The organism is Alkalihalobacillus sp. R86527, assembly GCF_042466185.1.
GTDB lineage: Bacteria > Bacillota > Bacilli > Bacillales > Guptibacillaceae > Guptibacillus.
The window spans coordinates 1,702,635-1,720,787 of the sequence record NZ_JAXHBW010000001.1 but is presented as its reverse complement, the minus strand read 5'-3'; the positions used below and the strand labels follow the sequence as shown (position 1 = coordinate 1,720,787).

At 40.6% G+C, this 18,153-nt stretch carries 20 protein-coding genes; 1 reads left to right on the top strand and 19 read right to left on the bottom strand.

Annotation, left to right across the window (positions count from 1 at the left end):
• Positions 1-4: 4 nt before the first annotated feature.
• From trpA to aroC, 9 genes are all read right to left on the bottom strand, one after another.
• Positions 5-832 (bottom strand): tryptophan synthase subunit alpha, encoded by an 828-nt coding sequence (gene trpA, locus SJY16_RS08835; protein ID WP_377888802.1) that lies wholly within the window; start codon positions 830-832, stop codon positions 5-7.
• The gene (trpB, locus tag SJY16_RS08830) at positions 825-2,012 is read right to left on the bottom strand and encodes a tryptophan synthase subunit beta (protein WP_377888801.1); all 1,188 of its coding nucleotides are present in this window, start codon (positions 2,010-2,012) and stop codon (positions 825-827) included. The genes trpA and trpB overlap by 8 nt, the downstream gene beginning before the upstream one ends.
• Positions 2,013-2,014: 2 nt before the next feature.
• Entirely contained in the window at positions 2,015-2,647 is a 633-nt protein-coding gene (locus SJY16_RS08825; RefSeq protein ID WP_377888800.1) for a phosphoribosylanthranilate isomerase, read from the bottom strand.
• Complete coding sequence (gene trpC, locus SJY16_RS08820) at positions 2,637-3,404, bottom strand: indole-3-glycerol phosphate synthase TrpC (RefSeq protein WP_377888799.1); 768 nt, start codon at positions 3,402-3,404, stop codon at positions 2,637-2,639. Before trpC ends, SJY16_RS08825 begins: the two co-directional genes overlap by 11 nt.
• Complete coding sequence (gene trpD, locus SJY16_RS08815) at positions 3,397-4,419, bottom strand: anthranilate phosphoribosyltransferase (protein WP_377888798.1); 1,023 nt, start codon at positions 4,417-4,419, stop codon at positions 3,397-3,399. The genes trpC and trpD overlap by 8 nt, the downstream gene beginning before the upstream one ends.
• Positions 4,412-5,932 carry an anthranilate synthase component I gene (gene trpE, locus SJY16_RS08810; protein WP_377888797.1) on the bottom strand — a complete coding sequence of 507 codons (1,521 nt, stop codon included), beginning with the start codon at positions 5,930-5,932 and terminating at the stop codon, positions 4,412-4,414. The genes trpD and trpE overlap by 8 nt, the downstream gene beginning before the upstream one ends.
• A gap of 269 nt (positions 5,933-6,201) precedes the next feature.
• Complete coding sequence (aroH, locus tag SJY16_RS08805; protein ID WP_377888796.1) at positions 6,202-6,564, bottom strand: chorismate mutase; 363 nt, start codon at positions 6,562-6,564, stop codon at positions 6,202-6,204.
• A 3-nt stretch (positions 6,565-6,567) separates the two neighbouring features.
• Positions 6,568-7,644 (bottom strand): 3-dehydroquinate synthase, encoded by a 1,077-nt coding sequence (aroB, locus tag SJY16_RS08800; RefSeq protein ID WP_377888795.1) that lies wholly within the window; start codon positions 7,642-7,644, stop codon positions 6,568-6,570.
• 3 nt (positions 7,645-7,647) lie between these two features.
• The gene (gene aroC / locus SJY16_RS08795; RefSeq protein ID WP_377888794.1) at positions 7,648-8,820 is read right to left on the bottom strand and encodes a chorismate synthase; all 1,173 of its coding nucleotides are present in this window, start codon (positions 8,818-8,820) and stop codon (positions 7,648-7,650) included.
• Positions 8,821-9,156: 336 nt separating this feature from the next.
• On the opposite strand from aroC, the gene SJY16_RS08790 reads away from it, so the two are divergent.
• A complete protein-coding gene (locus SJY16_RS08790; RefSeq protein WP_377888793.1) occupies positions 9,157-10,575 on the top strand; it encodes an amidase in 1,419 nt (472 codons plus the stop codon).
• Between the two features lie 63 nt (positions 10,576-10,638).
• On the opposite strand, the gene ndk is transcribed toward SJY16_RS08790, so the two are convergent.
• The 10 genes from ndk to SJY16_RS08740 all read right to left on the bottom strand — a co-directional run bounded on the left by ndk (position 10,639) and on the right by SJY16_RS08740 (position 18,036).
• A complete protein-coding gene (ndk, locus tag SJY16_RS08785) occupies positions 10,639-11,082 on the bottom strand; it encodes a nucleoside-diphosphate kinase (RefSeq protein ID WP_377888792.1) in 444 nt (147 codons plus the stop codon).
• A gap of 100 nt (positions 11,083-11,182) precedes the next feature.
• Positions 11,183-12,154: a heptaprenyl diphosphate synthase component II gene (gene hepT, locus SJY16_RS08780; protein ID WP_377888791.1), complete on the bottom strand. Its 972-nt coding sequence runs from the start codon at positions 12,152-12,154 to the stop codon at positions 11,183-11,185.
• Between the two features lie 32 nt (positions 12,155-12,186).
• Complete coding sequence (locus tag SJY16_RS08775) at positions 12,187-12,909, bottom strand: demethylmenaquinone methyltransferase (protein ID WP_377888790.1); 723 nt, start codon at positions 12,907-12,909, stop codon at positions 12,187-12,189.
• A 4-nt stretch (positions 12,910-12,913) separates the two neighbouring features.
• Complete coding sequence (locus tag SJY16_RS08770; RefSeq protein WP_377888789.1) at positions 12,914-13,741, bottom strand: heptaprenyl diphosphate synthase component 1; 828 nt, start codon at positions 13,739-13,741, stop codon at positions 12,914-12,916.
• A 126-nt stretch (positions 13,742-13,867) separates the two neighbouring features.
• Positions 13,868-14,089: a trp RNA-binding attenuation protein MtrB gene (mtrB, locus tag SJY16_RS08765; protein ID WP_224877989.1), complete on the bottom strand. Its 222-nt coding sequence runs from the start codon at positions 14,087-14,089 to the stop codon at positions 13,868-13,870.
• Positions 14,090-14,110: 21 nt separating this feature from the next.
• Entirely contained in the window at positions 14,111-14,677 is a 567-nt protein-coding gene (gene folE / locus SJY16_RS08760; protein WP_377888788.1) for a GTP cyclohydrolase I FolE, read from the bottom strand.
• A gap of 118 nt (positions 14,678-14,795) precedes the next feature.
• Positions 14,796-15,068 carry an HU family DNA-binding protein gene (locus SJY16_RS08755; protein ID WP_224877993.1) on the bottom strand — a complete coding sequence of 91 codons (273 nt, stop codon included), beginning with the start codon at positions 15,066-15,068 and terminating at the stop codon, positions 14,796-14,798.
• A gap of 314 nt (positions 15,069-15,382) precedes the next feature.
• Positions 15,383-16,861 carry a stage IV sporulation protein A gene (gene spoIVA / locus SJY16_RS08750; RefSeq protein WP_377888787.1) on the bottom strand — a complete coding sequence of 493 codons (1,479 nt, stop codon included), beginning with the start codon at positions 16,859-16,861 and terminating at the stop codon, positions 15,383-15,385.
• Between the two features lie 220 nt (positions 16,862-17,081).
• A complete protein-coding gene (locus SJY16_RS08745; RefSeq protein ID WP_377888786.1) occupies positions 17,082-17,801 on the bottom strand; it encodes a hypothetical protein in 720 nt (239 codons plus the stop codon).
• A 37-nt stretch (positions 17,802-17,838) separates the two neighbouring features.
• Positions 17,839-18,036: a DUF2768 domain-containing protein gene (locus SJY16_RS08740; protein WP_377888785.1), complete on the bottom strand. Its 198-nt coding sequence runs from the start codon at positions 18,034-18,036 to the stop codon at positions 17,839-17,841.
• Positions 18,037-18,153: the final 117 nt, after the last annotated feature.

The window sequence follows — 18,153 nt, the reverse complement described above, 5'->3', positions numbered from 1 at the left end:
CACCTCACGAATGAATTTTCGTTTTCTCAAAGGGAGCAACCAAATCCCTTACATAAGCTCGGATTTGTTCGATCGCTTCCTTTTGTGAATCTGTATTTTGCAAAGCTTCTACTTGTGATTCGACTTGCCTAATTATTGCGCTTCCCACGATAACACCGTCACAATATCCTTTAAGCTCCTTCACATGCTCTGGCTGAGAAACTCCAAAGCCCACTGCTACTGGCACGTTACTCTGTTTTTTTACTCGTTCTAAGAAAGTGAAAACCGAACTCCCGAAATGCGATCTTGTTCCTGTTACACCAAGGGATGAAACACAGTAGAGAAAACCAGAAGCATCATGAGCAATTTTCTTTAAGCGTTCTTCCGAAGTAGTAGGTGCGACAAGTGAAATAAGGGCAGTTTGGTTTTTCTCACAGCTCTCTCTCCATTCACCACTCTCTTCATAAGGAAGATCTGGAACTAAAAGTCCATCAACGTGATTTTTACGCACTAAAGCGAAGAAGCGTTCTTCTCCTAATTGTAACAAAAGATTATAATAAGTAAATATGATTACTGGTATTTCAAGTCCTTTTTCTCGCATTTTCGGGACTAAGTCCATCGCTTTTTCCAGACTCATCCCGTTCTTTAATGCTCGTTCAGATGCACGTTGAATAACAGGACCATCTGCAAGAGGATCAGAATAAGGAATTCCGAGCTCAATTGCATTTGCTCCCTCTTCTTGGAGCATAATCGCCAGATCGACCGTTGACTCAGGATTAGGGTCTCCCGCTGTTATAAATGGAATAAATAGGTCCTTTTTATCTTCTACATGTTCTTTGAATCGTTTATTCATCTACCTCACCTCCAAGATGTTCCATAATCGTGTGAACGTCTTTATCTCCTCGACCTGATAAACAAACAAGAATCACATCAGTTGTTGGTAATTCAGGTGCTTGTTTTATCGCTTCTGCTAGTGCATGAGCACTCTCGATCGCTGGGATGATTCCCTCTTCCTCTGAAAGAATCTTTAGGGCTTCTAACGCTTCCTGATCTGTAATACCTTTATACGTGACTCGACCTGATTCTGATAAATAGGCATGCTCTGGTCCTATACCAGGATAATCTAGACCAGCTGAAATCGAATAAGGCTCCTGAATTTGTCCCGTTTCATTTTGAAGGAGGTATGTGATCGACCCATGGATAACTCCAAGGCGCCCTTCGGATAATGTCGCGGCATGTTTGCCTGTATGAATACCTTTCCCAGCTGCTTCTACGCCGATTAAATCAACATCATCTTCTAAATAAGGGTAGAACATTCCCATTGCATTACTTCCGCCTCCAACACATGCGATGATTTTGTTTGGAGTCTCTTCCAACTGAGTACGTGACTCATCACCGATTACACGTTGGAAGTCTCGAACCATTTTCGGATAAGGGTGCGGTCCGACAACTGATCCAATTAAATAGAATGTATCTTCAACATTCGATACCCAGTAACGAATCGCTTCGTTCGTAGCATCTTTTAATGTCTTACTTCCTGATGATACAGGCACAACTTCCGCACCTAATAGTTTCATTCTGAATACATTCAACTCTTGTCGTCTAATGTCCTCCTCGCCCATGAAGACTTTGCATTCCAGGCCATATCTAGCAGCGACTGTTGCTGCAGCCACCCCATGTTGTCCAGCACCCGTCTCAGCTACAATCTTTTCTTTTCCCATGCGAACTGCAAGCAAAGCTTGTCCGATCGCATTATTCAATTTGTGAGCACCTGTATGATTAAGGTCTTCACGTTTAAGATATATTTGAGCACCACCTAGACGAGTAGATAGATTCTCTGCATGAGTGATTGGTGTTGGTCTACCAGAGTATTTTTTCAGTTCTTCATGATACTGCGCGATGAATTCATCTGATTCCATCGCTTTATTTAATGAGCTTTCTAATTCCTCAAGTGCATACATCACAGTCTCGGGAACATATTTCCCGCCGAATTGTCCGTATCTTCCACGTTGATCAGGTACCATTGTTGCCACGATTAACACAGCCTTTCCTGGAGTTTTTCGATTTTGTCGCGATTTTTCCCACCGTTAAGTTCTATTCCACTAGATAGATCAATTCCGTCTGGCTGATACGAAAGTAGTTCTGTAACATTGCTATCGTTGATTCCGCCAGCAACAAACAGAGGAACACCCTGTTCATTAGCTACTTCTTTGTATGAAGGAATTGATTCCCAATCAAATTTTTTCCCTGTACCTCCCCATTGTCCTGGGAGCTTCGTATCAATCACATACCCATCAGCTATACCAGCAAAAGCTATCATTTCCTCTTTTGCTGCATTACAATGGTGGATGACTTTCCATATTTCTTTTCCGGTCATTTGCTTTATTTTAGTAGCGAATGGAGCATTTTCATTTCCATGAAGTTGAATAATGTCAATTGGTACGGTACTGACTGTGTCAGCTATCTCTTCTAAATCAGGGTTTACGAAAACCGCAACAATTTTCATCCCGTTCGATGGATATTCGGCTAACCATTTCGCTACTTGATTGTTTTCCACTCTCCGAGGGCTGTTTGCAAAAATAAATCCTGCATAGTTCGCATCACTTTCTCTTACGAGTTTCCAATCATCGCATGATCGATTTCCACAAAGCTTTAATTTAGGCTTCATATATAGCTCCCCCAAACAGGCGGCTTATCCTTTCTTCATACATACCGTCCCTCATTAGTGCTTCTCCAACTAGAACACCTGAAGCGCCTACCTTCATCACGTCTTTTATATCATTATAATCTGAAATTCCACTCTCGCTGATCATCAATGAGTGAGAAGGTACAAAAGGACTCAAATCTCTCGTGTTTTTTGTTGATGTATCAAACGTATCTAAGTTTCGGTTATTTATCCCGATAATCTCTGGCTCAATTATCTCCGTAAGCGCTTGGAGCTCCTCTTTAGAATGAACTTCTACAAGACATTCTAGGTTAAAGTCTTTTGCTAAGTTATAAAATTCTTTCGTTTTCTCAGCTCCTAGAACTTTAACGATCAATAATATTGCATCTGCCCCAATTAGCTTACTCTCTTCAATTTGTCTTTTATCAATGATGAAATCTTTCCGGAGAACAGGAAGGCTAACATGCTTTTTAACCTCAGTCAGAAATGAGTTTTTCCCTTTAAAAAAGGTTTCGTCGGTTAGAACCGAAATAGCATCAGCCCCTGCACGCTCATAAGCAAGCGCTACTTCTACAGGATTGAAGTTTTCATTTATGATTCCTTTTGAAGGTGATGCTTTTTTCACCTCAGCAATCAACCCAATATCATGATTAGCATTTTCTAGACTATTCTTGAGGGATACGTGATCCACTTCGATGGGACCAGGTATCGTAAAGTTTTTTAATTCGTCTTTTTTTACTTCGACAATTTTATCAAGCATGTACGTTCAACTCCTTCCCATTTAGCGACGCTAGTTGTTTACTTGCATCTCCTGCCTCAACGGCTTTTCTTGCAATACGAACGCCTTCTGCAACCGACTCACATACTCCTGCAAGATATAGTGCGGCACCCGCATTAAAATAAACGATTCCACTACTCGCTTTATTCGCTTTATTTTCAAATATATCCGAAATGATCTTGGCACTTTCTCTCGCCGTTTCGACTCTAAGTTCATTTGAATGATGAGATTCTAAACCAACTTCTTCAGGTGTTAACCGATACGTGTCGATTTCCCCATCTCTTAATTCCACAAAATCGGTATATGTGCTAATCGAGCATTCATCCATTCCCTCTCCGCCAGTTACAAGAAGAGCCCTCTTCGTACCAAGTCGCTTCAATGCTTCAGCCATCTTTAGTGCTTTCTCATGAGAGTAAACACCAATCAACTGTGATTGACTACCTGCAGGATTAGCTAACGGTCCTAGACTGTTAAACACAGTTCGAAAGCCAACCGCTTTCCTAGCATTCACCGCATGCTTCATAGCTACGTGGTAGTTGGGAGCAAAAAGAAAACACATGTTTTTCTCTCTTAATACTTCGACTGCTAAGTTCCTTGAGGACTGTGTTGGGATTCCTAATTCATCTAGTACATCCGCACTTCCACTTTTTGATGAAACTGCTCGATTTCCGTGCTTAGCAACTTTCACTCCCTGGCTTGATACTAATATCGCCGCTGCTGTCGATATATTGAACGTTGACTGTCCATCTCCACCAGTTCCGCATGTATCGATTAATGGGAGACCTCCGTGATCAAGCTGTAGAACATGGTTCCTTAGAGAACGAACAAAACCTGTTAGCTCGTCTACAGTCTCTCCCCTTACTTCTAGTAACGTTAGGAAGCTTGCAATTTGGGCATCTTCCACTTGACCTTCCATAATGAAATCCATCATTTTCTCTGCTTTTTCTTCAGATAGTGTTGACCCACTTACCATACTTTTTAGTTGTTGTTTAAACATTGAGCTGCTCTTCCCTTCTATAAAAAATGGCTTCCGCTACCTGAATCGCTTTAATTAATGCACTCGCCTTATTTCGTGTCTCTTCCCATTCTTTCTCAGGGATTGAATCTGCTACAACTCCTGCTCCTGCTTGTATATATGCTTTTCCATCCCTCACGACCATCGTACGTATCGCAATGCAAGAGTCAATGTTGCCATCAAACCCGATGTAACCAATCGCTCCAGAGTAAATCGAGCGCGGGGTTGGCTCAAGGTCCCTAAGAATTTGCATTGCTCTTATCTTCGGAGCTCCTGAAACGGTTCCAGCAGGGAAAGAAGCGATGACAGCATCTAGGCTTGTAACTGACGGAGATAACACCCCAGTGACCCTAGAAACAATATGCATAACATGCGAGAATCGACCGATTTCCATCAATTGTGGTATTGAGATGCTCCCATATTCTGAAACTCTTCCGACATCATTTCTTGCAAGGTCTACAAGCATATAATGCTCTGCGCGTTCTTTCTCATCTTCAAGAAGTTCTTTTTCAAGCGACATATCTTCGGATTCCGTTCTCCCTCGTTTTCGAGTACCCGCGATCGGATCGATTTCAACCGTTCCATTTCGCACTTGTACGAGTTTTTCTGGTGAACTTCCGATTATCTCTACATCGTCCATCTTTAGATAAAACATGTAAGGAGAAGGATTAATGATTCTTAATACACGGTAAAGGTCTAACCCTTCGACAGAAACATCTTTTTCAAATCGTTGAGAAAGGACCGTTTGAAACACGTCGCCCTCAAGGATATATTGTTTTATTTTTTCTACATCTGATAAAAATTTCTCTTTAGGATAATTAGATTTTACTTGAGAGAAATCCACTTCGTCGTCCATATTATCAGGAATGTGGATCGCATTATTTTGAACAGGAAGCGCTGCTAGCTTCGTGAGTTCATCTATTACATTCATTCCGTGATGATAAATTCCCTCGAGCTGATCCCCCTCATTGATCCTCGCGTTATGACTGACGGTCAAGCGTTTAAGGTGATGATCATAGATCAAAAGATTTTCACATACATGCAAATGATAGAGAGGGAAATCTTTATCTCGATTCGGATGTTCAGGAACCTTTTCGAATTGACTGATTGAATCGTAGCCAATATATCCAACGGCACCACCATAGAATGGGAAATCCGTATCGATTGTTTTAGGATTCATCAATTGAAACAGTGCCTCAACGCCTGATTGAAATTCCCGTCTAGTTAATACGGTTTTCCCTTCGATATCGATAACAGAAAAAACGCCCTCCTGTTCGACCAATGAATAGATTGGATCTGTTCCAATAAATGAATATCTGGACCATTTCGATTCCTGGTCACTACTTTCTAACAAGAAACTTGCGCGGTCGCCTAGGTTTTGAAAAATTTGTATAGGGGTTGTCGTATCCATAAAATACGATCTCATTAATGGGATGGTCCGATAAGTTGCGGCATCCTTTTTAAAAGAAGAAAAATCTGTGGTCAACTTTCTCACTCCTCCATTAGATGAAATGGAGAATGGAAAAGCTGAGTGTTATGAGGATTTATAATGGAGGTATGCCAAATAACAGACGAATTGTCTGAATACTTACATACCGAAAAAGGGTATAGAAAACCCCCTGATTGTCTCAGGGGGTGAATAGACGTATCCCTCTAAGCTCTCCTCGACTCAACTATCCTATTCTCTACTATCTCAGCTCATTAATTCTAATTTGTTCATCTCTTCTAAACTTACATACATACTAGTATGGTCATAATTATTTGTCAACTAACGAGGTCTGGTCGTAATGCTATCGCCTTCTCTAAATAGACATGTTGAATCTCATTTTGATTAACCTCGGTGTTGACCGTCATCAAGACACGAATACATAAAGGCAATGCTCCTTCGACTGCAATTTCAGAAGAACAGAGTAAAGGGACATGCATCCATCCTTTTAAGGCACGCACAGCTTCTGCAGGAAATACAGCATTTAGATCATTCGTCATCGTAAATTGAATTGAAGCCACATGCTCTGGTATGACGTTATTTTGTTCGATCACTTGATGTAATAACTCCTCAGTTGCTTGAAGGATCTCTTCTTTATCATTGTTTGCAACTGTTGTCGCACCTCTAATTCCTCTAAGCACCCTTTAGTCTCCCCCTTCTGCACATGATTCAAGCAGCCTAAGAGCTAAGCTCTCATCGATGGTTACTCTTTGTGGATCACCGATTTTTTTCAGAAGAACAAATGACAAATTTTGATTTTCTGCTTTTTTGTCCTTCTTCATACGCATAATCAATCGCTCAGACTGTAATGTCTGCGGTATGACGGTCGGAAGCTCGACCTGTGAAAACCACTTCTCTATTTCATGAATACGAAAATCCGAAGAATAATATGCTTCACTAATTTTCATCGCATAGATCATTCCAATCGCAACTGCTTCGCCATGCGTGATTACGCCATAACCAAGCTCAGCCTCGATTGCATGACCGAGCGTATGACCAAAGTTGAGATAGGCCCTAATGCCCTTTTCTCTTTCATCTTCTTTAACGATTTTTCCTTTAATACTGATACCTTTTTTAATAATGTATTGAAGCTCGGCATCTGTATAAGATTCAACTCGCTTTTCCCGACTCATAAGCCAGCGCAAAAAATCTTCATCGTGTATGAATGCGTGTTTGATAACTTCACTGAATCCAGAACGCCACTCTTTTTTAGGTAATGTCCGAAGAAAGTTCACATCATAAATTACCGCTGCTGGTTGGTGAAAAGCTCCGATAAGATTTTTGCCATATTCGTGATTTATCCCTGTTTTCCCTCCTACACTAGAATCGTGTGCAAGGAGGGTAGTAGGAACCTGGATGAAGTCGATCCCTCTCATATAAGTAGCTGCTGCAAAACCCGCTAAATCTCCTACAACCCCTCCTCCAAGAGCGATCACACAAGATTTTCGATCGAGTTCTGCTTCAAGCATCGCTGTTAAACACTTCCCATACTCTTCCATAGACTTTGATTTCTCGCCTGTAGGGATGACATATACTGATATCTCTTTTTCACCTTCCAAAAAAGAAGAAAGGTAGTGTTCAGATACAGTTTCATCAGTAATTAAGAAATACTTGGAATAGGCTTGAAACTGATCGATAAGCTTTCGCCAACGTTTACTTATTCCTACCCCGATATAAACCGGGTAGCTCCTGTCAGTCGTATCGATCATCATTGATTCCATGCATTAAAACTCCTGACTATATGATTTGTATTGGCTGAGGTTACTTGCAATCTCTTCAATACGATCATGCCCAAACTTATCAAGTAATGATGAAGCGATTTCCCACGAAACAACGCTCTCAGCAACAACACTAGCTGCAGGAACTGCACAGCTATCTGACCGTTCGATACTCGCAGAGAAAGGTTCTTTTGTATCGATATCAACACTTTGTAGGGGTTTGTACAATGTAGGGATCGGCTTCATAACGCCTTTGACAACAATTGGCATGCCTGTTGTCATCCCGCCCTCAAAACCACCTAAGCGGTTTGTTTTACGAGTGTAACCTTCTTCTTTCGACCATGCTATTTCATCATGAACTTCACTACCTGGAATTTTAGCAGCTTCAAATCCGATTCCAAATTCAACACCTTTAAAAGCATTGATGCCGACAATCGCCGCTGCTATTTTTGAATCGAGTTTCCGATCGAACTGGACGTGACTACCGAGTCCGATAGGAACTCCTTCAACAACCACTTCAACGATTCCGCCGATGGAATCTCCATTACTCTTCGCATCGTCGATGGCTTTCATCATTTTTTCGCCTGCTTGCTCATCAAGGCTTCGAACAGGTGACTCCTCTGAAACCCGCTGCATTTCCTCTAACGACAATCCGCCGGTGTAATTACTTTCGATACCGCCGATCATACGAACATGTCCTGCCACGTTAATTCCAAGGGTTTTCAATAGTTTTTTTGCTACTGCACCTGCAGCAACTCGAACTGTCGTTTCACGAGCAGATGATCGTTCAAGAACATTTCGCATATCTCTGTGTCCATATTTAATTGCACCATTAAGATCGGCATGCCCCGGTCTTGGACGTGATATTTGACGCTTCATATTCTTTTCTTGAGATTCTGTAAGTGGCTCAGCACCCATATAGTTCTTCCAATGTGTCCAGTCTTTATTTTCAACGACAAGTGTAATTGGTGCACCCGTCGTTTTTCCATGTCGCACACCACTCAAAATTTGTGCGCGATCTTTTTCAATTTGCATTCTTCGTCCTCGACCATAACCTAACTGTCTTCTAGCTAGTTCATTATCTATATCCTCTGCAAGAAGTTCTAATCCTGCAGGAACACCTTCTATAATAGTTGTTAGTTGTGGACCGTGTGATTCTCCTGCTGTTAAGTATCTCATCCTATCTCCTCCAATACACTTTGGCGCTTTTATGTACTACTATATCATAATGAAAAACATCCATGTAATGATTTTTTCTATTCAAACATCATAAATTCCTATTAAAATTACAAAGACATCATCCTATTGATACTCATTTCCTACTTTTCTAGCTGTTAAAACAATCTTTTTAACTCTTATGACTATTATGACCGCCCAATTGAAATCAACACATTGGAATAGATGCTTCACTAACGATTTTAGCACCTCGATAAGAATCCCTTCATTTTTTCAAATTGCCCCAATTGGTTTTTTTCGCTAAAGTTAACACTATAGAAATTGTTAGGAAGTGATGGATTGGAAATTATAGACTTAAGTGCAGTAGAGATGGCTACGCTAATAGCCCACAAAGAGATTTCTCCGGTTGATGTTATTTCAGCACATCTCGACCGAATTAACAGTTTGAACAAAGAGCTAAACATGTTTGTATCTGTGTTTGAAGAAGAAGTTCTAAAAGAAGCGAGATTAGCGGAAAACGATATTATGAAAGGCCAAAAATTAGGACCACTTCATGGAGTTCCAATCGCTCTGAAGGACCTCACCCCCGTCATAGGAAAGAAAACTACTTTTGGCTCTGTACTATTTAAGGATCATGTGCCTGATCATGAACCAACGATTGTTAAGCGAATTAGAAAATCTGGCGCAATTATTATAGGGAAAACAAACACACCAGAGTTTGGTCATAAAGGAACGACTAATAATCAAATCATAGGACCAACTAAGAACCCCTGGAATAAGGATATGACAGCTGGGGGCTCAAGTGGTGGTTCAGGTGCAGCTGTTGCTAGTAAATGCGTCCCTCTCGCTGAAGGTAGCGATGGCGGTGGTTCAATACGAATTCCAGCGAGTTTCAACGGCATCTTAGGCCTTAAACCTACGTTTGGTCGAGTCCCATTTGATAGTTCGCCTTTCAATAGATTCGGAACAACACACCCCTATGTTCACTACGGACCTTTGAGCAGAACAGTAGAAGACTCTGCCACCCTCCTCTCAATAATGGAAGGGTATGAACCAGGCGATCCGTATTCTATGCCGCTCGAAAAAGAAGATTTAACACTAGCTGCTTGCAAAGGGATTGAAGGAATGACATTTGCTTATACAAGGGATTATGGTATGTACGAATGTGAACCCGAGGTGAGTGAAGTCATCGAGAAGGTACTCCCGATATTGGAAAAGCATGGTGCTAAACTAGTAGAGGTTCCAATTGATTTCGATTTAGAGTTAACCGAGTTGATCTCATTTTTTAATAAGATGTGGTTTGCAGGACTCGCAAGTGCTTACGGTAGTTTATATGATAGTAAGCCTAGCGATTTTAGCCCATCGGTAGCTGCAATGATAGAAGAAGGAAGAAAGATTAGCGCAGTTGAACTTCGGAAAACAGAAGAGCTCCGCACTGTAATCTGGAATAAGTTACAGCACATCTACAGTGAATTCGATTGCTTATTGTCTCCAGTTCTTGGGGTTGCCGCTTTCAATCACGACATAGAAGGTCCTGAATGGATTAATGGAAAAGCCTCCTCTCCTATCTCAGACTGGATGATGACACAACTCTATAATTGCACAGGACATCCAGCAGCATCTATTCCAGGAGGATTTACAGCGAAAGGGATGCCTGTTGGACTACAAGCTTCTGCAAATAAATTTAATGATACAATCTTGCTTCGTATTGCGAAGGTGTTAGAAGATGAGCTCGGGGTTCGCTCCCCAACTCTATAAAAATAACCGACCGGACATGTGTCCGGTCGGTTATATATAAGCGCTTTCATATTACTGAAAAAATCAAACCCATTTAGAAATGGTTTTTGAATACTCATTCACTTCATTTTCATTGAAGAATAATGATACTTCACGCTCAGCGCTTTCTGGAGAATCTGAACCATGGATTACGTTCATGCTAACCTGTACACCGTAGTCTCCGCGGATTGTTCCTGGAGCTGCATCCTTAGGATTTGTTGCTCCCATCATTGTACGAGCAGTCGAGATGACATTCTCGCCTTCCCATACCATTGCGAAAACTGGACCAGAAGTAATGAAGTCAACAAGTTCGCCAAAGAAAGGACGCTCTTTATGTTCACCATAATGGTTTTCTGCGAGATCTTTTGAAACCGTCATCAATTTAGCTCCTACCAAATTAAAACCCTTCTTCTCAAAACGGGAAACGATTTCACCGATGAGGTTTCTTTGTACGCCATCAGGCTTTACCATCAAAAACGTTTTCTCCATGTAAATCTCCTCACTTTCAACAAGTTATATGTATTGGGCAGAAAGCGTTTTCTGCCCTCCAAATTCTATCAAATTTTCGAAAAAATAACAACATTACTTTTTAATGTTTTCTCTTTCCTATGTATTCTGCGATTTGTTTAAGTGAGGTTCTTGATGAAGTAGATGGTAAATGTTCAAGAGCATGAAACGCCTTTTGAAGGTAGCGATCGCTTATCTCACGAGCAAATTCTATCCCTCCAGAAGACTTAACAATCGATAGAACCTGGTTCACTTCCTCTTGAGAAACTGGCTTATCTTCTGAGAATACGTTCATGATATCACTCTTGTAGTTCCCCTTGTTCATCGCATATAAGACCGGCAACGTAATATTCCCCTGTAGGAGGTCACCCCCAGCAGGTTTCCCTAACTCTTTAACTGTTCCTGTGTAATCTAGAATATCATCGGTAATCTGATAGGCCATTCCAACATAATAGCCAAACTGCTTTAAATACCACTGCTCTGATTTAGAAGCACCAGCTGCAACGGCGCCAAGTTCACAGGAAATTGAGATCAATAATGCCGTCTTCCTCTTAATTCTTCGGAAGTAATCTCTTACATTCTGATTCCAATTAAACTGGTCTTTAATTTGTTCAATTTCACCGATACACATTTCTAAGATCGCGTTGGATAAGATACTGTTCGCTTCTGAATCTTCAAGCTCCGTCACCAACTCTAATGCTCGTGCAAATATATAATCTCCCGTATACATCGCTACACGATTGTCCCATTGAGCCTTAATGGTTTTTGCTCCTCTTCTCATTTCAGCATCATCGATTACATCATCATGAACGAGAGATGCCATATGAATAAGCTCTAGAGCAACAGCAACATTTTTCATCTTTAATAAATCATAATCTCCGAACTTTCCAGATAGCAACACAAAAACTGGACGAATCCTCTTCCCTCCCGCTTTAAGAAGGTGGTTAGATGCATCTCTTAAAACCGGATGGTGAGCGTTCACTGTTTGTTCGAGTTCTGATTCAATAAACGTTAAGTCTTTTTTTAATGAGGCATATATCGTTGTTAGTTTCATGAGATCCACCTAACTGATTTTCACAAATATCTTTAGTGTGTGATTTCCTTTTCTGGTTTAAAGCCCATGTGCATGGCAGCCGCTCCACCTGAGTATGGTTTTACATCTACTCGATCGAACCCATTTGAAAGAAATAATTTCCTTAACTCTTCAGCGCCAGGAAATGAACTAGCCGATTCCTGCAACCAGGAATATTCATCATAGCTTTTAGCAAACATTTTCCCAAGTACCGGCATTACAAACTTAAAGTAACCATAATACACCTGACGAAACACAGGTAAGGTCGGTTGTGAAGTCTCAAGGCATACGACACGGCCCCCAGGCTTTACAACTCTGTACATTTCTTTAATAACCTGATTGTAATCAGGTACATTACGTAACCCAAAGCCAATCGTAACGTAATCAAAAGAATTGTCCTCAAAAGGAAGCTCCATCGCATTACCATGGATAAGAGTGACATTCGATTTGTTTTGATTCTTAACTTTGGCTTTGCCTACTTCTAGCATGTTCTCACTAAAATCTAATCCGATCGCCCGTCCACTTTCACCGACTGCTTCAGCCATTGCAAGTGTCCAATCTGCGGTACCGCAGCAAACATCTAGTGCTTCTGCTCCTTCTTTTACTTCCATTCGCTTCATCGTATCTTTCCGCCAAGCTTTATGCCGCTGAAAGCTGATAACCGAATTCATTACGTCGTATCGTTTTGAAATCGATTGGAAAACTTGATGAACTCGTTCTTCTTTGGTGGTAGCCATCTCTTTATCCCTCTTCCGCCATTTTCTTTTCCTGAACTCCATTCAGTCCCCAGTAAAATTCATGCCTGTTATGAAACCAACGATGAAAATCCGAATACTGTTGGAACAGAAAATCAATGTCTTTCTTTGCGTGATCCACATAAGAATCTAGAACCGATCGTGCCTTAGCAGTTTGTTCGGTGGTCAATGTAGACTCCTTAACCGAAAGAAACGAGAATGCGATTTTGTGAAGCAGATTGGTACCAGATTGAATGAGCTCTTGCTTTCTTTCAAAAAGCAATCGATTCAAGTAAAAGTATTGTGTACCGAACGACTTCCACTCACCGAGGTCGAAATGATCTGCGACTTTTCGTATGAGAATGGATTCGATATCTTTCAAGTTGCTAAATATGTGATCGACAGATTGCTCTTCAGCATGATAAAAAGACATTTTTGATTCATTGATTTCTTGAATAGCCCCTGAAAGTGTTCGAATCAGATCATTGTCTTGCCATTTAGAAAGTATGTGGTAATACATGCTGCTGAAATAGTCACCCGCTAATACAGTTAGCTGTCTGTTTTTGCGCTCATCTTCATTCTGAACATCCGCTAGTGAGATACGCTCATGTGTATCTAGCGCAATTTGTACAAGCATAATCGACAGCAGCGTATCCTGCTTTCTTTCCTTCTCGAGCGAAGTCTGCTCTAACATCTCGTGGAACAAATACAGCCTCTCTTCATCAATAACTGGGATATCGATGAAACGAAGCAAGTAGGAATGTGCCAAACGAGACTGCAATTTTTCCCGTACGATGTTTAGTTGTTTATGTTTATGATCCATCGGATTGTTCATATCCCTTACCCCTAACATATCATCCAGTAGAGTATGTATTTACACTTAGTATAGCACAAGAAGGCTTATGCTAAAACGAAACTGAAGCGGTGATAAAAGAAGAAAAGCAGGCTTTAATACCCTGCTTTACTCATCGTTGTTAATCTCCCCATGACTGGTTTGAATAACAGCCTTCCCTCTTATTTTCACGGCAGAAGTATGCTCAGTGAACTGAGCAATCATTACCTCACCTTTGTCTAGCTTCTCAGAATGATGAAACCTCGTATCAGAACCACGCGTTAGTCCAATCACGTTCACACCATTCTCAAGTGCCTTTATTACGAAGAAATCATTGTTCTCTAATTTCATGATATCCCTCCTAAATCAGGATTAACCCTTAATTAAGCCAAGTACTTCGGCTCTAGCCGCAGTATCAGTTTCGAATATTCCTCTGACTGCAGAAGTTACTGTTGAAGAACCTGGTTTCTTCACACCTCTCATCGTCATACACATGTGTTCAGCTTCCACCACAACCATTACACCGTGAGGTTCAAGTGTATCGACCATTGTATTAGCAATGGTTGAAGTAATGCGTTCTTGGAGCTGTGGGCGCTTTGTGACAGCTTCGACTGCTCTTGCAAGCTTACTAAGACCGGTAACCTTGCCCCCTTTTGGAATATATGCAACGTGAGCTTTACCAAAGAAAGGAACGAGGTGATGCTCACATGTTGAATAAAAAGGAATATCTTTAACAAGGACTAACTCTTCATGATCTTCTCCAAAAATGGTTTGGAAGTGCTCTTTCGGATCTTGATTTAGCCCTTGGAAAATTTCTTCATACATTCGTGCTACACGTTTAGGCGTATCTTCTAGACCTTCGCGTTCTGGATCCTCGCCGACCGCTTCTAGGATCATTTTAACTGCTTCTTCTATTTTTCCATGATTAACTTCGAACATTCGTCTTTACTCCTCCATTCACGACCTTACAATACATATGAAAATTTTAGCACACGGAGGATCAGTTAGCAAAAAAGAAGAGTCGCATAAGGTGCGACTCTTCTTCTGCCCTATGTATTTACTTAACTGCATCCTTAAGGGCTTTACCAGGTTTAAAAGCAGGTACCTTGCTTGCAGCGATTTCAATCTCTTCGCCAGTTTGAGGGTTACGCCCTTTACGAGCAGAACGCTCACGGACTTCAAAGTTACCAAAACCAATTAGTTGAACTTTGTCACCTTCTTGCAAGGACTGCATAATGTTATCAAAAACTGCATCAACAGCTTTTGTAGCTTCTTTTTTAGAAAGCTCTGCAGATTCTGCAACAGAATTGATAAGATCTGTCTTGTTCATTCCGTTCACCTCCTCTCAAGAGAGATGGATACATACATTCATTCACAGAATATCCGATATTTATACGGAGCAATGCACGTTTAGTACGTTTGCAAGCCCTATATTATACGAAGACGCGAAAGAATTCAATATGTTTGTCCCGATTTAAGCGATTTTTAAGGGAATTTTTATCTATTATCCTCTATTTTTACTAATTGTAAACGCTTTAGCTCAATATTTTGCTGAAATATAGATTGAGCACTATGCCATGTGAAATCTTGCTTCACTCTAAAAACAATACGAAAAACCGACTCCAGCTAATGGAGTCGGCTCTTTTATAATATGATCGCAATTAATCCGCCTGAACCTTCATTAATAATTCGCTCTAAGGTTTCTTTAAGCTTATATCTCGCGTTCTCTGGCATGAGACCAAGCTTTGCTTGAATGCCTTCTCTTACGATAGAATTTAAAGATCTTCCGAAAATATCAGAATTCCAGATTGAAAGCGGATCCTCTTCAAAGTCTTGCATCAAGTACCTCACAAGTTCTTCACTTTGTTTCTCAGTTCCAATTATAGGTGCAAACTCAGACTCCACATCCACTTTTATCATATGGATGGATGGGGCCACGGCCTTTAATCTCACTCCGAATCTCAAGCCCTGACGGATAATTTCTGGTTCATCCAGACTCATATCCTCAATCGATGGGGCTGCAATTCCATATCCAGTTTGTCTAACCATTCTGAGTGCATCTGACACTTGATCATACTCTGCTTTGGCAAAAGCGAACTCTTGCATTAATTGCAGCAAATGATCTTTTCCTCTTATTTCGACTCCTACAACTTCTTTTAAAATCTGGTCATATAAGTCTTCCGGAGCATATAAATCGATTTCTGCGATGCCCTGACCCATTTCAATCCCTGCTAAGCGAGCATTTTGAATAAACTCAAATTCTTCAAAGTTACCCACTACTCGGTCAACATCTCGTAGCCTTTTGATGTCCTTAACCGTTTCTCTAACTGAATCTTCATAGTTCTGTCTAAGCCAATGATCTTGATGAAGCACCATCACCCAGCTTGGTAAATTGACGTTTACTTCGAGCACTGGGAACTCATATAGTACTTCTCTCATCACAGTATTGATATCATGCTCAGTCATGCTTTCAACACTTAGCGAAATAACTGGGATATCATACTTATTGGATAGATCTCCCCTTAACGCTTCCGTTTGAGGGTGGTGTGGGTGAGCTGAATTCACAATCATAATAAACGGTTTGCCGACTTCCTTTAACTCCTCAACGACTCTTTCTTCTGATTCAAGATAGTCATGTCGAGGAATTTCTCCAATCGACCCATCTGTTGTAATCACTACACCGAGAGTGGAATGCTCCTGTATCACTTTTCGTGTACCGATTTCAGCAGCTTCTTGGAAAGGTATCGGCTCTTCGTACCAAGGTGTATTGATCATTCTTGGGCCATCTTCATCTTCATACCCTTTCGCACCTGGTACAGCATATCCAACACAGTCTACAAGTCGCACATTAACATCTAGTCCATCCTCAACATGAATTTGAATCGCATGATTTGGAACAAACTTTGGTTCAGTCGTCATAATCGTTCGTCCTGCAGCGCTTTGTGGAAGCTCATCTTGTGCTCTAGCACGATCAGAATCGCTTTCCATATTCGGCAGTACGATTAATTCCATGAACTTCTTGATGAATGTTGATTTACCTGTTCTAACAGAACCTACGACCCCCAGGTATATATCTCCTCCTGTACGCTCTGCGATATCTTTGAAGATATCCACTCTCTCCACGTGATCGCCTCCTGAATTCCACCTCTGTGGATGGAATAATTCAATACTGACCGCAGACTTACTTGGACACTATCATTCTATGATGTTGTCCAACAAATATGACAAATCAAAGTAAAAGCATTTGATTTACGAGAAAAACCTTCGTCCCTCTATACATCCTCCAGATAAAAAAGTCCCTCCTCTTTTTATTAGATGTATTGCTAAAGAGGAGGGAAAATACCTATTTTACTAAAAAAACAGCTTTACCATTATCAATTGTGTACGGTACAGAAGATACAGGAACGTAGAAGGAATTAAATGCTAATAGATCTCTAATATCCTCTCCTTCTTTATAGGAGTGCTCAGGGTTATTCGTGATGGCTTTGTTCAAATCACTTCGATAATCTACATGAACATTTCCTTTTTCATCAAGAAAAAAAGGAAGGTCATCGTTTGTAAACGGACTCTTAATTGTTGGTTCTGTATCCATACCTAGCTTTTCATAATCAATAGAATACCGATCTTTGGCCAGAATGTCTTTGAAAGGAGGGTACTTGTGATTTCTTCTATAATCATTGATTCTTAATTGTAGGTCCTTCACATCCTCTACAATAATCAAATCCAAGATTCGAACCATTGGTTCTTCTTCTACATTGATTAATACATATTGAAACACCCCACCATTTTCAAAAGAGTTCCCAGGCGGTTCTTGTAAATATGAAGGGACTATTTTTTTGAAATCGATTGGATATTTTTGATAGATCGGCGTATCTTGGTCCCTTGTTTTGATTGGTAAGACAGATTTATTTTCCTGGTATTGATCAACAGCAGTCTGAACTGAGTCGATTTGATCGGTGTATGGTATTCTATTTTCTCCTTTTCTACTTTCTGGATACAAACAACCAGAAAGAATAAGTAAGACACCTGTCCATAAAAGGAACTGTAGTCCAAATTTTTTCATGATTTTCATTCCTTATAAGTATTATTTCGAGCATTCCTTAATCTGTTGGACCTGTAAATACGACGAGAAGCATGAGAACACCTGATGTGAACATACATAAATAAGCGAAGGTTGAAACGATAACTTTCATTACACCCTTTAATTTGGCTCTACTAAACATGATTGCGAGTACAGCAATAAACATCAATCCCATCGATGATAGCGCAACCCACATTTTTATTAATCCCGGTGACATTTAATTTCCCCCAGTCTAATCTAACTGCTGCCCATCATTATATCAAAATTTCAACGGTCCGTCCTAATGACGCATGATGAAAGTTTGAATTCTTTATGTACCCACAAATAAAAAGCT

What these genes read in the sequence shown, in the direction of transcription:
- SJY16_RS08755 (WP_224877993.1), bottom strand. Translation starts at nt 15,068, where the DNA reads ATGAACAAGACAGATCTTATCAATTCTGTTGCAGAATCTGCAGAGCTT.
- SJY16_RS08770 (WP_377888789.1), bottom strand. Translation starts at nt 13,741, where the DNA reads ATGAACAATCCGATGGATCATAAACATAAACAACTAAACATCGTACGG.
- SJY16_RS08775 (WP_377888790.1), bottom strand. Translation starts at nt 12,909, where the DNA reads ATGGCTACCACCAAAGAAGAACGAGTTCATCAAGTTTTCCAATCGATT.
- ndk (WP_377888792.1), bottom strand. Translation starts at nt 11,082, where the DNA reads ATGGAGAAAACGTTTTTGATGGTAAAGCCTGATGGCGTACAAAGAAAC.
- trpC (WP_377888799.1), bottom strand. Translation starts at nt 3,404, where the DNA reads ATGCTTGATAAAATTGTCGAAGTAAAAAAAGACGAATTAAAAAACTTT.
- folE (WP_377888788.1), bottom strand. Translation starts at nt 14,677, where the DNA reads ATGTTCGAAGTTAATCATGGAAAAATAGAAGAAGCAGTTAAAATGATC.
- aroB (WP_377888795.1), bottom strand. Translation starts at nt 7,644, where the DNA reads ATGGAATCAATGATGATCGATACGACTGACAGGAGCTACCCGGTTTAT.
- SJY16_RS08825 (WP_377888800.1), bottom strand. Translation starts at nt 2,647, where the DNA reads ATGAAGCCTAAATTAAAGCTTTGTGGAAATCGATCATGCGATGATTGG.
- hepT (WP_377888791.1), bottom strand. Translation starts at nt 12,154, where the DNA reads ATGAAACTAACAACGATATATGCCTCATTAAAAAAAGACTTAACGTTT.
- SJY16_RS08740 (WP_377888785.1), bottom strand. Translation starts at nt 18,036, where the DNA reads ATGTCACCGGGATTAATAAAAATGTGGGTTGCGCTATCATCGATGGGA.
- trpD (WP_377888798.1), bottom strand. Translation starts at nt 4,419, where the DNA reads ATGTTTAAACAACAACTAAAAAGTATGGTAAGTGGGTCAACACTATCT.
- trpA (WP_377888802.1), bottom strand. Translation starts at nt 832, where the DNA reads ATGAATAAACGATTCAAAGAACATGTAGAAGATAAAAAGGACCTATTT.
- mtrB (WP_224877989.1), bottom strand. Translation starts at nt 14,089, where the DNA reads ATGAAATTAGAGAACAATGATTTCTTCGTAATAAAGGCACTTGAGAAT.
- SJY16_RS08745 (WP_377888786.1), bottom strand. Translation starts at nt 17,801, where the DNA reads ATGAAAAAATTTGGACTACAGTTCCTTTTATGGACAGGTGTCTTACTT.
- aroC (WP_377888794.1), bottom strand. Translation starts at nt 8,820, where the DNA reads ATGAGATACTTAACAGCAGGAGAATCACACGGTCCACAACTAACAACT.